We start from the raw sequence: 14336 nt of genomic DNA, 5'->3' as shown, positions 1-14336 counted from the left end.
TGGGAATTAAACTTATTTCCTATTTTTTTGCGAAAAGATATCGATTACGACCAGTAAGGTCGCGCCGCGTCCTCGCCTTAGAAAATCCGATACCGGTGGCATAGCTATTAAGCTGTTCCCCTTGGCTAGGGTCATGTTCCATTGCCAATACTCCCCCGGGCCTTAGCAATCGAAAAGCCTGTTTCACGGTTCGGGTGGGAATCAGCAACCCGTTTTCTCCCCCACCCCACAGGGCTAGCGGGGGGTCACGGAGAGCTTCAGGCTGGTCTATAGCTCCCTCAGGTACATAGGGCGGGTTGGATACGATGAGGTCAAAGCGTCCAGCTTGCTTTGCCCACAACTGCTCATCAGCTACATCTGCACAGGTAATCTGGATTCGTTCGCCCTGTCGGGGATAGCGGTTGAGATTCTTTTTTGCCACCCCTAACGCTTTTTCACTAATCTCGACCATGAACACTCGACAGGAGGGAAGCGCGTGCGCGAGAGCAAGGGCAATCGCGCCAGATCCAGCACAAAGATCGGCGACCAGCTGCGCGCCTTGAGCCGCCTCGGTTTGTAACGCCAGTTCCACCAGATACTCGGTTTCGGGGCGCACGATGAAAGCATCGGGGCTAGAAAATAGGCAGAAAGAACCAAAATACATTTCTTTTAATAGATGTTGTAAAGGTTCATGATTGCAGCGCCGTAAAACCAGGTCGCGAAAGGTTCTCGTTTGCGAAACCGTTAATTTTTCGGGCGCAAATAGATATTCCTTAGCCTGACAAACGGCACAGTACAATCGTTGAATTTCTTGAGCCGGAACTATTTGAGCCTGAATATAGCGACTGCGCGCCCAACTATAGGCTTGTTCGCGAGTGAGGACGTCCTCTTGGTTCACGGGAAATAATAGCCAATCCTATTTGTCGTCCGATTTTCCGGATAACTTGGCGAGTCGATGCTCTTCATCAAGTTTAATTGCGGAGTCAATCACTGGTTGCAACTGTCCGTTCAGTACCTGGTCGAGGTTATATGCCTTGTAACCAGTGCGATGATCTGCGATTCGGTTTTCTGGGAAGTTGTAGGTGCGGATACGTTCAGAGCGATCAACGGTACGCACCTGGGAATGTCGCTGCTCGGCGGCTTCGGCTTCCCTTTTGGCATCCTCTTCTGCTTTCAGGCGCGCCCGGAGCACCCGGAATGCAGCCTCCCGGTTTTGGATTTGAGACTTTTCGTTCTGCATACTGACAACGATTCCGGTGGGGATATGGGTTAGACGAACCGCAGAATCGGTAGTATTAACCGACTGTCCACCAGGACCAGAGGAGCGGAACACATCTACCCGCACATCATTTGGATCAATCTCAACTTCACCGGTATCTTCTGCCTCGGGCATAACAAGCACTCCTGCCGCTGAAGTGTGGATTCTACCCTGAGACTCAGTAACCGGCACTCGTTGAACCCGGTGAACCCCACCCTCGTATTTCAGATTTGCCCAAACTCCATCCTCGGGAGCAACATTCCCCTTGGCTTTAATCGCGATTTGGGCATCCTTAATCCCACCCAGGTCATTCAAAGTAGAGTCCATAACCTGCACAGTCCAGCCTTTATCTTCGGCGTAGCGCTCATACATTCGCAGTAAATCTCCCGCGAATAGGGCGGATTCATCCCCGCCCGCCCCGGCTTTAATCTCCATAATCACATCCCGAGCATCATCGGGGTCGCGCGGAGCCAGAATCTTACGTAATTTGTCGAGGGCTCTTTCTTGAGCTGCTTGCACAAGGGGAAGCTCCTCAGCGAATTCGGGGTCTTCCTTAGCTAATTCTTTAGCGGCTTGCAGGTCTTCTTCCGCGTCTTTCCAAGCCGTATAGGCTTTAGCGATTTGGGATAGTTGCGCGTGCCTACGTCCAATCTTGCGGGCTTTAGCCTGGTCTCGCGCCACGCTGGGATCACCCATTTTCATTTCTAACTCAGTTTTTTCAGTAATCAGCGCTTCAATAGCTTCCTGATCTACAGGTGATGACACGGGTACTCCTAGGTTTTCAATAATGACCAATTCCCAGTCTACGTTCTTGCGCGCCAGGAATAAACTACAAGCTAGCTTTCAAGGGTAGGCAATCAGTTTCAAGTTCGGGTGCTTACCATAGCTAACTCTTAGCGAGTCAGATAAACGATTACTGATAATCGCTGCATTTGCAAGGATAGAGCTAGCTATTCGCAAGCTAGCAAAACTCTTCGGACGGTATCTGAAAGATGTAGTAGATACCAAAAGGTGTGGTCGATTAGTAATCGACCACACCTTTGATTAAAACTTATTTGTTGCGGTTGCGTTTTCCGTAACGAGCCTCGAAGCGGGCTACCCGTCCTCCGGTATCCATAATCTTTTGCTTACCGGTGTAGAACGGATGGCAAGCCGAGCACACATCTACCCTCATAACACCAGAGGTAATAGTGGAACGGGTTTCAAAACTGTTTCCACAGGTACAAGTAACCGTGGTAGGGACATATTCGGGATGGATTCCCTGCTTCATGATTTCTCCTTGGATTCTAAGAGCCCCGGGTCCAAATGTGGGTTACAAACGGTGAACCGGAACCGGATTAGATTATGCCACCTTTCACGCCGATAATGCCAGCTAGAAGAACAAAATGTGTCCGGGGCTACCTTTCAGCGCTTCCCTATCTGCGCCATGTTCGTTATCCGAAAAAATTTTCTTATAACAATCTCATAACAAGAGATGGTCTTGACCAAGGTTACCGCAGGTCAAGCGGGTAGGAATACCTATTTACCCGCACTGTGAGCATACTTACCTAACCTTGAGGTAGCGAACCTAATAATCACAGTTAGGATAAAGATGTTGTTTTGATTAGCCAGTTTGGAAGCATCGGTATAAATGTCTAAGAAAGCAAAAATCTCAATCGGTATTGTCATTGGCGTGCTAGTGGCATTGATTGCAGCCTTTGCAATCTACGTCTCTTACTACGCTGTGGGGAAAAAGGCTCTCCCCGGCACCACCGTGGGGGAAGTTAAAGTATCAGGAATGACTGCTGCCCAAATTCAGCGGCAGCTAGAAAAAACCCAAACCAGCGGTAAAGCCACCTTCTCCGGCAAGGGAATCCAACAAGTATCTTTTACTCCCCAAGAAATCGGCTACCGGGTTAGCGCTGCTTCCACCGCTGAAAACGCTACTGCTCGCAGCAGTGTTTTTGACTATGTGAGCAGCCTATTTACTTCCCGGAAGCTACCAATTGCTCACACCGTAGATCCCGCCATTACCAATGCCCTATCGCAAGAAATATCAAAATCAATAAAAGATGCTAAACCGGCTACCGAGCCCAGCGTAAAAGTTAATAAAGACGGAACCGGATTTGAGACGGTTGCCGGAAAGGACGGTTTCGGAGCAGACACTAAAGCACTGATAACCGCTGCCGAAAAAGTAATGAATACCCAAAAAGATCAGGCTATAGAGATAAGCGTGGGGGCAGTCAAACCACTAGCCGACCTGGAAACCGCTCAAAAGCTAGCTGAACTTGCTACCAAAAACCTGCAAACCAAAGTGGCTATTAAAGCCGGAGACAAAGAAATAACTGCTGACCAAAAAACCAAAATTAGCTTCACTCAAATCCCCCCCGTAAGCAAAAACGCTAAGCTGCAGGCAAATGAGAAAGCGGTGAACGAGTGGGTAGAGGCGAATAAGAAAGCCATTGAAGTCAAGAAAGTTGATGGAAAACGTTTCGTTAATAGTGGCGGTAAAGTACTAAAAACCGAGGTAGAAGCAAAAGATGGGGTTACGGTAAGTAATATCGATAAAGTAGCCCAGGAAATCTCCAATAAATTCCCAAATGGGATTGACAGTTCTCCCTCATATGAAACCAAAGTTGAGAAAGCTACTACCAAGGATAAAACCGTTGCTGATGGCGCAGAAAAGTTAGCCTATATGGCAGCTCCCGGTGAAAAGTGGATTGATGTAAATCTTTCAAATTACACGGTCACCGGATACGAGGGAGCTACTGTAACTAAAGGACCGGTATCTATGGTTCCTGGCGCTCCCGCTACCCCAACTATTCAGGGTACCTTTGCTATTGACCGCAAGTATCGTTCTAAAACCATGCGCGGTTTTAACATTGACGGAACCCCGTACACTACCCCGAATGTACCCTACGCAATGTATTTTTCAGGAGGATACGCCCTGCACGGCGCTCCTTGGCGTGGCTCTTTTGGGTGGGGTGGTCCTGGTGGATCCCACGGCTGTGTAAATATGCCGGTATCAGCAGCCGGTCAGTTCTATAACTGGGCTCCGCTAGGTACTGTGGTTGTTTCTCACCGCTAACCAGCGGTCTGGATAAACCCTCAGGCGAAAGCACAAAATCCCCTCTAACCTGGGTATCCCCTAAAATCTAGCTACTGCTACTACTGCTAGGGGAAACTACCTACCCTAGTTAGATAACAGCCAGGAAATAATCTGGTTTCCGCTGGCACGCAGCCCGTCGTGGTGCAAATCCTCTTTCTCCAAGATATTTGCTCCCATAACTCTGCCGGTATTTAGCGATAGGGCGCGGGGAACGAAAATGTCGTCCCGGTAAACCACTGCATGTATCGGAACTTGGTTTTCCGCCAATTTCTGCGGGTCATAGAGTACCGGCCACTCGGTTTCCGCCGCCAAATCATCTGCCAGTCCCGCTAGGGACTTGAGCGCAGGATCGCGGGTAAACACCCAGCTACCAAAATGTTCCCCAGTAAGATAATAAGGTTGGGTCTTATCGAGGGGATCGGCAGCTTGGGCAAATCCGGGAGCTTTTTCGCGAATCCGATCTGCCGCCCAGGCAGTGGGTTCCACTTCGCTTTGCGGAACCGCGTTCCCGTAAATAGTTTCATGCAAGAGGGCGTAGAGGGGATCCAGAGCAAAACTGACTCGTCCTCCTACCTGTCCTAAAAATTCTTGGGTGAGGTGACGTTTACCCCCAATCTGCACAAACGGCGCCTCGAACAGGTAGCGCAGATTTTCCAGGCCAAGCGTGCGTCCCAGCTCCAGACCTACCTGTCTAATCCGATTGGGGGTCAGTTTTTCTCCATTAGGTAGGTATTCATCGTGTTCTAGCACGTGTGCACAGGTTTGCCGAACCGCTTCTTCCATACCGGGCAGGGCGTAGAACTCTTGGCAACGCCGGGCGGTGGCCGCGAAAGTTTGCTCGTAAATCCGGTTTACCTTGGTCAGCCCCGGCAGCCCCCCGGTTATATAGGCTTTTTCGATAGCCTCGGGAAAGCGAGACAGATAGGCGGTAATAATAAAGCCACCAAAGCTTTGCCCCATCACCGTCCATCTTTTTATCCCCAGGGCGCGGCGCAGCGCTTCGGCGTCCCCTACAATCTGGTCGGCACGCATCAGTCGCAACCAGGCTCCAGCGCGGTTTCCTAGAGCAGGAATAGTGACATTATCGAGCGGGGTGGAGCGCCCAGTTCCCCGCTGGTCAAGCATGATTATCCGGTATTTTTCCAGGGCAGCACCGAACCAGGGAGAAGACCAGTCTGCCGGACGAGAGCCTTTACACCCCGGGCCGCCTTGGAAATAAATCAGATAGGGACGGTTTTCCTCATCGTCAAGGGCGATTTCGCGGGCATAGATTTCGATATTGGTTTGCTTGATTTCCGCATCTACCCAGGGAGGCAGGAACTGGCTGTCTGGTGTCGAAATATCGGAGTTTCCCGGCGCTTTTGGCCGGGGTTGTTCGCCGGAATTAACCGCAAAAAGCTCGCTCTGCACCCCGGTTTCCTGGATATCTGCCCCTCGTTCCAGGTTTACTACCGGATTTTTCGCCGAGTCCGGGAACAGGTTTAACGCTACTTCCGGATGGTAGAGAGGGACAGTGAGGACGTGTTCGCGGATCAGGTAACGTCCTTGACGATATTCTTTGGGGTTAGGATTTTGTTCTAATTTCGGGTAAAGAGGGCGCGCGAGGGGGGACGTCGGAGCGGCAGGTTTTTGCTGATCGTTAGTTTCGCGACGTCCTTTTGACTTCCGTTCTTGTACGGAACTATCGGCGCTAGCACCTGCGGTATCACAAGCTAGCCCACCGGCGTTCTCCTTGCCGGTATTCCAGCCTGGCCCGAAATCCGCCTCCCGAGGAGTCCCCGTCTGGTATGCCTTTGCAATCGCCTGGGCATGGGAGTCTGCCTGTTCATTGAGGGGATGTCCGGCGTGCCCCTTTACCCATTCGAAGCTAACTTTGCCCCTCCTGGCAGGGTCAGATAGTAACTGATCTAGACGTTTGACCAGTTCCAGGTTGGCTACCGGTTTACCACCGCCAGTTTTCCATCCCTTTTTCTTCCAGCCGAACCGCCATTTCGTCAAAATATTAATCACATACTGGGAGTCCGCCTGGATCAATAAATCATCATTCATACCCGCAGTTTCGGTGAGTAAATCGGCTACTGCCATCAGTTCTGCCTGATTATTAGTTCCTAGCGTGAAACCACCAGCGCTCCAACAATCAGGAGACAGATACCAACACCAGCCGCCGGCACCGGGGTTTCCGAGGGAGGAACCATCTGTTGCTGCGATAATCATCTGCGCTCTCCTAACTGCACACCTGGAAAATCAAAATAACCTGGGGACGCCTCCCGGCGTCCCCAGGTTATCAGTACACAATCAGATTAACCGCCACGGCAAAGCAATTATTTACTTAGCCCGATGCTGCAAACACAGCATTTAAAACTAGCGATTATCTAGTCTCTATCCCCGACTTAGCAGCCTAGTGCCAGAAATGGCGAGTACCGGTCAAGTACAGGGTTACGCCGGCTTCTTGACAGGCTTTGATAGTGTCTTCGTCGCGAATCGATCCACCGGGCTGCACAATGGCTTTCACGCCTGCCTCAATCAGGGATTGAGGGCCATCAGCGAAGGGGAAGAACGCATCGGAGGCAGCCACCGAACCACGCGCCCGCTCGGGGGCAGCTTCACCTTCCGGTGCCTGCCCCAAAGTATTGGCGCGTTGAACTGCCAGAGCACAAGAATCTACTCGGTTCACTTGCCCCATCCCGATACCGACAGTGGCCTGTTCTTTTGCCAGCAAAATGGCATTTGACTTCACTGCCCGCACTGCTTTCCATGCAAAAGCTAAATCTGCCAGAGTGGCTTCATCAGCTGGTGCGCCCGCCGCTAAAGTCCAGTTTTCCGGATTATCGCCCTCGGCCTGCAAGCGGTCGCGAGTTTGCGCCAACATTCCCCCACTGATCTGCCGGAATTCCCACTGCACCGGGGCGTCTGCGTCAATCCGCAAAATCCGCAGATTCTTCTTGGTCTGTAGCAGCTTTAAGGCTTCTTCTTCGTATTCAGGGGCAATAATTACTTCTGTGAAAATCGGTTTCACCTGCTGCGCCATCTGCAAAGTAACCTCACGGTTACAAGCAATCACTCCGCCATAGGCCGATAGTGGGTCGCAACCGTGCGCCAATAAGTGCGCCTTCGCTACGTCCTCGGCGACTGCAATCCCGCAGGGGTTAGCGTGTTTGATTACCGCCACGCAAGGCTCGCTATGGTCGGTGGCTGCCCGCCAAGCCGCATCGGCATCGGTGTAGTTGTTGTAGCTCATGGGTTTGCCGCCCAGCTGCTCTGCCTGCGCCAGACCGCCCTCTTCATCGGTGAAACGATAGACCGCGGCCTCTTGATGCGGGTTCTCCCCATAACGCAAGCTGTGTAGTTCTTTGAGCTGTGGTTTCCACTGTTCTAAGTTAGGCAGGGCGCTGCCAGCGGTAGCTTCATCCTCGCCCTTTAGTTGCTTCGCAAACCAGGAAGAAATCTGGGTGTCATAAATGGCGGTGTGGTTGAAAGCCATAGCTGCGAGTTCGCGACGCTCCGCAGCAGTGAAGCCTCCGCGCTGTAGGGCAGCAGCTAAATCGTCGTAGGAACTAGGATCAACAATCACCGCTACATCGGCGTGATTCTTGGCGGCCGCCCGAATCATTGACGGCCCTCCAATATCAATTTTTTCGATACAATCAGCGAACCCGGCGCCGGAAGCTACCGTATCGGCGAAGGGATAAAGATTGCAAACCACCAGGTCAATCGGGGTTACTTTGAGTTCTTCTAGCTGGGCAACATGGGCAGGAAGCTCCCGGTTAGCCAAAATCCCGGCATGAATCAGCGGGTGAAGGGTTTTTACCCGTCCATCGAGGCATTCGGGAAACCCGGTTACCTGGGAAACTTCGGTTACCGCTACCCCGACAGCGGCAATCACTTGAGCAGTAGAACCGGTGGAAACAATTTCAACCCCAGCTGCCTGTAGGTTTTTCGCCAGTTTATCGAGGCCGATTTTATCATAGACGCTGACCAGGGCACGTTTAATGGGTTTTATTTCGCTCATGACGTGGGAATCCTTTTGTTGCATTCTTTGTCCAGCCCAGGCGAGCGACTGTCCTTTTACGTTCCCCAGTGGTTATCCACTTTTTTCGCCAGTCACGTTAAAACCAGTCTACCCTGCTGGCTTCGGTGGCGAAAGTTAGTCTTGGTCGGGAATTTCGATGGCTTGGGTGGAAGTGTCGTCAGCGTCGCGCCGGGGTTTGCCTGCACGCAAGCGGCCTCGTTTGAAAACTGAACGTTTTATTACTGGCCGCGTCAATTCTGCTTCCGGGAGGCGCTGGGCAGAAGATTTAATTTTTTCCAATTCCCGCTGTTCTTTCGCAATAACTTCATCGGTTTTGCGCTCTGCCCAATCGGTGGCCAGGTCTTTTATTTCCTCGGTATCTACCGGCAGGGCTCCCCTAGAGCGCGCAAACTTTTCTTCCGGGCTCTGCCGCGGGGCAGCTGGCTTAGCCACATGGTCAGCTTGCGATTTTTCGGTAGTTTCGAGGGCGTCCTCGCTGTCTTTACCGACAGCTTCAGTCTTTTTACCCGACTTGGCTTCGCTATCATTTCCTTCACCAGCGGGGACAGTTTCCGAATCTGTCATCGGAAGCTCTGACGGTGGCGCTACTTGTTCAGTTTCCGTCACCTCATTCGCACCTGAGGGCACTTCCTGCGCCTCACTATCTCCGGTCGCCTGCGGCTTCGCGGAACTATCCTCTCCGCCTGTTTCCTGCGTATCGGCTTCCGCGTCCTCATCCGTAACCGCGCCCTCGGCGCTAAGAGGATTTCGGGAGTGCAGTTCTTTCGCTTTTTCCTTCGCTGCTGCTATCCCTTGGCGACTAACGCGCAAACTCGCCCTCCTCGCCCTAAAGAAATTATCTGCCAGGTAGGCACGAGCACGAGGGTGCAAAACCACTCCTACCAGTACTATCGGCAACCAAACTAGGATAAATCCCATAGCGGCAGTAGCCAGCGGTTGCGCCCCCCAAACCGACATTCTCCCCGTTCCTATAGACCCGGAAGCTAGGAAACAGAACCAAGCGGTGAGCACTGTAAAAGAAAGCGCCCCAACCAGGAAAGACGCTATATGAGAAAAGAAATCAACCCGCGCCATCGAGGTGTAAAGCCCATATCCAACTACGAGACTACCCGCTACGATTAGCGCCAACACCCAGTATCCGGGAGTTTGATTTGGCAGCGCCCCCAAAATAGGGACTGCCGGAATCGGCCCGGCTTTCACCTGAGTGAGAGAGCGGACAGTACCAGTCCCCTGCGCAAAACCCGGACCTAACACCCAGGTCAGCGCCCAAGTTTGCACAGTAGGCAGATACAGCAATTGCGCCAGCCAAATCAAAATCCCTGCCCCTAGGGAAACTCCGTAAAGGTCATAGATTTTATCAACCGTCGAAAAATGCGAAAACACTTGAGTGAGCACCAGAATCAAGGTGATGAAACCGAAGAACACAAACACTTTCCAGCCACTGCGAACTCCGGACACCACCCAACCGGGAACCGTCCAAGTGCTACTGGCGCCGTCCCAGCTGCGTTCGTCCCGGTCAATGCCCAGACGGCGGTTTTCTAAATCTTGGCTATAGGCGTAATCGGGATTGACAAGGCGCGCCCGCAAAGCTCGGCTTTGCGCATTCAAATAATCTAAACGGTATTTCAGACGCGATTTAAAGTTACGCAACGCAGGTTTAACTTCTTTAGGGCGCTGCTCTCGGTCAAAAAGATAAAAAGCATAGATAACTGTAGCGAAACCGTGGAGTAGCGCCCAAAAGAACAGTTCACTCAGGCTATAGGCTCCCCGCACCACCAAACCCACCAGGGTAGCTACCAGTGCTTGCGCGAGAGGATATACCCAGAGGATAGTTTTACTTTCGAGGACGAGACGGTGCGCGAGATGCGCCCCCAACCATAGGTACGCAATCCACAAACCGAGGGGTATAAGCGACATGGTTGCCGCTTTCCCTAGAGTGAAATGCAAGGGAGTGGCGAACCCTAAAGCCCAAATACTAGAACCCACCGCCAAGGAATCTGTCCAGACAATATCTACTATCCACGGATTTGAAGAGGTAGAAAAATAAACTCCCGCGCAGCAAGCCAAGATAATAATCCAAGGAAAAACGCAGGTGATGAGAGCAGCTGCCACCATACGGGTAATTCCCGGTTGAATCCTAACCGTAAAGGTGCGTCGAGTTTTTTGCGAGGTAGCAACACCCTTTTCCCCCGCCCCCGCTTTTAGTGACCGTTTTGGATTCTTGGGCTTAATCGTGGAGGTACGGGTAGACCCTTTCCCCGCACCCGCAGGTTGCCGAAGAAATTTTTGAAAATTTAAACGCCGCACCATCTCTACTATTGTCCACTTTTTCAAAGAAATACCGCTTAGGCACACCGCATATAGTAGCTGAGAATCCGAAATGAGTCAGGGAGATAGCGCAAGGTCGCCCTCCCCCACAGAGTTTTTTAGGTAGGAGGATTAGCGGCTATCGGATGCCCATATCTTAGCTAACCGGCAGATAGCAGGTTTGCTGCTAGTGGAGCGCGTTGAAGACTTCCCGCACCAACTGGGCAGTTTGAGAGGGAGTCTTTCCCACTTTCACTCCGTGGGCTTCCAAGGCTTCTTTCTTGGCTTGGGCAGTCCCCGCCGAACCGGAGACGATAGCACCTGCGTGTCCCATGGTTTTACCTTTAGGAGCAGTAAAGCCCGCTACATAAGCGATTACCGGCTTGGTGACATTAGCGGCGATATAGTCGGCGGCGCGTTCTTCCGCGTCCCCTCCGATTTCACCAATCATTACGATTACTTTGGTGTCGGGGTCTTTTTCGAAGGCTTCGAGAGCATCGATATGGGTGGTGCCCACCACCGGGTCACCACCAATCCCCATACAGGTGGTGAAGCCAATATCGCGCAGCTCAAACATCATCTGGTAGGTCAAAGTACCAGACTTGGAGACCAGCCCAATAGATCCAGAACCAGTAATGTCGGCGGGGGTAATGCCCACATTGGACTGTCCCGGCGTAATAATGCCCGGACAGTTCGGACCGATAATCCGACACCCCTTTTCCAGGGCGGCATTTACGAACTCGGTGGAATCCTGTACCGGAATCCCCTCGGTAATCACCACAATCAGCGGCATCCCGGCCTCTACGGCTTCTAGTACTGCCCCTTTAGCGAAACGCGGAGGGACGAACACTACCGAAACATTCGCGCCCTCTTTTTCCATGGCTTCTTTCACGGTGCCAAATACCGACACCGAAACTGTTCCGGCTTTTACGCCCCGTTTTTGGGCGGTCTCACCCAGGGGGACAATATCGAAATCAACCGTTTGCCCTGCTTTCTTGGGGTTGGTTCCCCCTACCACATTAGTTCCAGCTCCTAGCATTAGCCGGGTGTGTTTACGCCCCTCCGAACCGGTCATCCCCTGTACGACAACCCGGGCTGAGGAATCAAGGAATACTGACATATTTGCTTCTCCTTATGATTTTACCGATTCTTAACAGCCAGCAGCGAGTTTAGCTGCCTGGGCGGCGCCAGCATCCATAGTTTCTACCATGGTCACTTGCTCTAGGTTCGCTTCCTCTAAAATCTTGCGTCCGGCCTCTACTGAGTTACCGTCTAGCCGTACTACCAGTGGTTTAGTGGCTTTATCGCCCAAGATTTCGATTGCTTTTACGATTCCGGTAGCCACCTGGTCACAGGCAGTTATCCCACCGAATACATTTACAAATACCGACCTCACCTGAGGGTCGCTGAGAATCACGTCCAGTCCATCAGCCATTACCTGTGCGGAGGCTCCGCCCCCAATATCCAGGAAGTTTGCTGGTTTCACCCCGTATTCTTCCCCGGCATAGGCCACTACGTCCAGGGTGGACATCACCAGACCAGCGCCATTACCGATGATTCCCACTTGCCCATCTAGGTGGACATAGTTCAAGCCTTTTTCTTTAGCCTGGGCTTCCAAAGGATTTTCAGTGCGTTTATCTAGCAGTTCTTCATGAGAGGGATGACGGAAATGGGCATTATCGTCCAGGGTCACTTTTCCATCTAAAGCGATTATTTCACCCTCTACCGTAGAGACCAGGGGGTTTACTTCTACTAGAGTAGCGTCCTCGCCCTGATATACATTCCAGAGCCCTTTAAGCAACGCGGTGGCTTTAGAGATGAGTTCCTCGTCCTCGAAACCGGCTTCTTTGAGGATACTGCGCGCTACCGTCTCGTCGATTCCGGTGGCTGACAGAGGTACTTTCGCTAAAGCATCCGGACGTTCCTTGGCTAACTGCTCGATCTCCATCCCTCCCTCTTTGGAGCACATGGCCAGGTGGCGGCGGTTAGAGCGGTCAAGAAGAATCGAGAAGTAATATTCGCAGGCAATATCGGCGCCAGCTGCGATTAGTACCTGACGCACAGTGTGACCTTTAATGTTCATCCCCAAGATTTTTTCGGCTTTTTCACGCGCCTCCTGAGGAGTGCGAGCAAGTTTAACCCCGCCAGCCTTTCCACGACCACCCGTCTTTACCTGCGCTTTTACCACCATTAGGGGGTGAGCGAGTTTTTCGGCAGCTTTTTGAGCTTCTTCGGGGGTTTCGACCACGATTCCAGGTAGTACGGGAACCCCGTATGCTTCGAAAAGATTGCGAGCCTGATATTCATAAAGATCCACTTGCATGTCCTCTCATCAAGTACCTCGACATCAAGATATAGGACTATAGTACCAAAGAGTTCGATAGCTTTTGCCGGGATAGGCGACTCCAGATTTAAGAGTTAATAGCATCAACCGTTTAAATTAGGGGAACTAAAAGAACCTCCAAGGTTTCCTACCGAGATTACAGGGTCGAAACCTTCAAGTTAGTCAGCTCAGGGATTTTGGGAACCGTGGTCATAGAGACACCCCACCAAGACCTACCTCTCCCTGCTTTCTCAGGTAGTTACCGAAGTTTTGCCCTGCAGCTTATTTTTATTCCCTGAGATACAGCAAACGACACCATTACAGAACTAGCCCCACGCATATTAGACTTTCACGTCCCGGGATGGACATATCCCAGGACGAACAAGAACCACCCCGCAGGTGCCGGGCGTTTGTAGCTCACGGTAGTGAGGGTTAGGGCGGCTAATCGTTTGAGCGTTTTCGTGTGCTGTCAGTAATTCTTGGGCTACCGTTTCAGCTTGCTCATCGGTCATAATGTCTAGCTCTTTGAATTTCATGGGGCATCAATCCTACCTAACGGTTATATTTCTTAGTTTACTTCATGGCATGTATGACGAGAGATCATCCCCGCAGGTGCGGGACATTTATTGAGGATCAGACCGACGTATTTTTTGACCTGGGATCATCCCCGCAGATGCGGGGCACTTGTTGCGGTAACCGTTTTTATCGCTTTTTTAGTAGGATCATCCCCGCAGGTACGGGGCACTTCACCTGGCTTGCAGCTGAGCTTCACGCTCTAAGGGATCATCCCCGCAGGTGCGGGGCATTTAAATCCGGGGAATACGACTATATACAAGCCGAGGGATCATCCCCGCAGGTGCGGGGCATTTGTGTATCAGCGGTTAGGGCTAACGCAGATTCCGGGATCATCCCCGCAGGTGCGGGGCATTTAAATCAGTTGGGGTGTCAATATCTATTTTTCCGGGATCATCCCCGCAGGTGCGGGGCATTTATACAAGGGACATGTACCCGTGGACATAGCGGGGGATCATCCTCGCAGGTGCGGGGCATTTGAAACCTGGGAAACATTGCCTACTGAGCGGGCGGGGATCATCCCCGCAGGTGCGGGGCATTTACCGCTTTGTTTCTCGCGATAATGGCAGAGCGGGGATCATCCCCGCAGGTGCGGGGCATTTCTTATTTTGTGGGGGTTTCGGTGGTCTGTTCTGGGATCATCCCCGCAGGTGCGGGGCATTTGATTTTAGGACAGGCGCAGAACTAATCGCTAAGGGATCATCCCCGCAGGTGCGGGGCATTTCTGGTGATTGACCCTACCGCTAGGACGGTCGAGGGATCATCCCCGCAGGTGCGG

At 51.9% G+C, this 14336-nt stretch carries 10 protein-coding genes and 1 riboswitch; of the genes, 1 reads left to right on the top strand and 9 read right to left on the bottom strand.

Features of this window, described 5'->3' with window-relative positions:
• Positions 1 to 19: 19 nt before the first annotated feature.
• The 3 genes from prmC to rpmE all read right to left on the bottom strand — a co-directional run bounded on the left by prmC (position 20) and on the right by rpmE (position 2507).
• The gene (prmC, locus tag QZT94_RS05275; protein ID WP_270626714.1) at positions 20 to 877 is read right to left on the bottom strand and encodes a peptide chain release factor N(5)-glutamine methyltransferase; all 858 of its coding nucleotides are present in this window, start codon (positions 875 to 877) and stop codon (positions 20 to 22) included.
• 18 nt (positions 878 to 895) lie between these two features.
• Positions 896 to 2002 carry a peptide chain release factor 1 gene (gene prfA, locus QZT94_RS05270; protein ID WP_270626716.1) on the bottom strand — a complete coding sequence of 369 codons (1107 nt, stop codon included), beginning with the start codon at positions 2000 to 2002 and terminating at the stop codon, positions 896 to 898.
• Positions 2003 to 2288: 286 nt separating this feature from the next.
• Entirely contained in the window at positions 2289 to 2507 is a 219-nt protein-coding gene (gene rpmE, locus QZT94_RS05265; protein ID WP_072509180.1) for a 50S ribosomal protein L31, read from the bottom strand.
• 360 nt (positions 2508 to 2867) lie between these two features.
• Between rpmE and QZT94_RS05260 the strand changes: the two genes are divergently transcribed.
• Positions 2868 to 4304: a L,D-transpeptidase gene (locus QZT94_RS05260; protein WP_296762921.1), complete on the top strand. Its 1437-nt coding sequence runs from the start codon at positions 2868 to 2870 to the stop codon at positions 4302 to 4304.
• A 105-nt stretch (positions 4305 to 4409) separates the two neighbouring features.
• Here the strand turns inward: QZT94_RS05260 and QZT94_RS05255 are convergent, their stop codons facing one another.
• The 6 genes from QZT94_RS05255 to QZT94_RS05230 all read right to left on the bottom strand — a co-directional run bounded on the left by QZT94_RS05255 (position 4410) and on the right by QZT94_RS05230 (position 13521).
• Complete coding sequence (locus tag QZT94_RS05255) at positions 4410 to 6539, bottom strand: alpha/beta fold hydrolase (protein ID WP_296773252.1); 2130 nt, start codon at positions 6537 to 6539, stop codon at positions 4410 to 4412.
• Positions 6540 to 6723: 184 nt separating this feature from the next.
• Complete coding sequence (purH, locus tag QZT94_RS05250; protein WP_296762917.1) at positions 6724 to 8334, bottom strand: bifunctional phosphoribosylaminoimidazolecarboxamide formyltransferase/IMP cyclohydrolase; 1611 nt, start codon at positions 8332 to 8334, stop codon at positions 6724 to 6726.
• 27 nt (positions 8335 to 8361) lie between these two features.
• A riboswitch (ZMP/ZTP riboswitch) is annotated at positions 8362 to 8440 on the bottom strand.
• Positions 8441 to 8469: 29 nt separating this feature from the next.
• On the bottom strand, positions 8470 to 10665 hold the full coding sequence (locus QZT94_RS05245) for a DUF6350 family protein (RefSeq protein WP_296762914.1): 2196 nt from the start codon (positions 10663 to 10665) through the stop codon (positions 8470 to 8472).
• 184 nt (positions 10666 to 10849) lie between these two features.
• A complete protein-coding gene (gene sucD / locus QZT94_RS05240) occupies positions 10850 to 11782 on the bottom strand; it encodes a succinate--CoA ligase subunit alpha (RefSeq protein ID WP_296762912.1) in 933 nt (310 codons plus the stop codon).
• Positions 11783 to 11812: 30 nt separating this feature from the next.
• A complete protein-coding gene (sucC, locus tag QZT94_RS05235) occupies positions 11813 to 12979 on the bottom strand; it encodes an ADP-forming succinate--CoA ligase subunit beta (RefSeq protein WP_296762993.1) in 1167 nt (388 codons plus the stop codon).
• A gap of 347 nt (positions 12980 to 13326) precedes the next feature.
• The gene (locus QZT94_RS05230) at positions 13327 to 13521 is read right to left on the bottom strand and encodes a hypothetical protein (protein WP_296762910.1); all 195 of its coding nucleotides are present in this window, start codon (positions 13519 to 13521) and stop codon (positions 13327 to 13329) included.
• Between the last annotated feature and the right edge of the window lie 815 nt (positions 13522 to 14336).

The organism is Varibaculum sp., assembly GCF_008661855.1.
Taxonomy (GTDB): domain Bacteria; phylum Actinomycetota; class Actinomycetes; order Actinomycetales; family Actinomycetaceae; genus Varibaculum; species Varibaculum timonense_A.
The sequence above is the reverse complement of the archived record's forward strand: the minus strand, read 5'-3'. Positions and strand labels throughout refer to the sequence as shown.

Coding starts and splice junctions, on each gene's coding strand:
- purH (WP_296762917.1), bottom strand. CDS start 8,334: ATGAGCGAAATAAAACCCATTAAACGTGCCCTGGTCAGCGTCTATGAT.
- sucD (WP_296762912.1), bottom strand. CDS start 11,782: ATGTCAGTATTCCTTGATTCCTCAGCCCGGGTTGTCGTACAGGGGATG.
- QZT94_RS05245 (WP_296762914.1), bottom strand. CDS start 10,665: ATGGTGCGGCGTTTAAATTTTCAAAAATTTCTTCGGCAACCTGCGGGT.
- QZT94_RS05255 (WP_296773252.1), bottom strand. CDS start 6,539: ATGATTATCGCAGCAACAGATGGTTCCTCCCTCGGAAACCCCGGTGCC.
- rpmE (WP_072509180.1), bottom strand. CDS start 2,507: ATGAAGCAGGGAATCCATCCCGAATATGTCCCTACCACGGTTACTTGT.
- QZT94_RS05260 (WP_296762921.1), top strand. CDS start 2,868: ATGTCTAAGAAAGCAAAAATCTCAATCGGTATTGTCATTGGCGTGCTA.
- QZT94_RS05230 (WP_296762910.1), bottom strand. CDS start 13,521: ATGAAATTCAAAGAGCTAGACATTATGACCGATGAGCAAGCTGAAACG.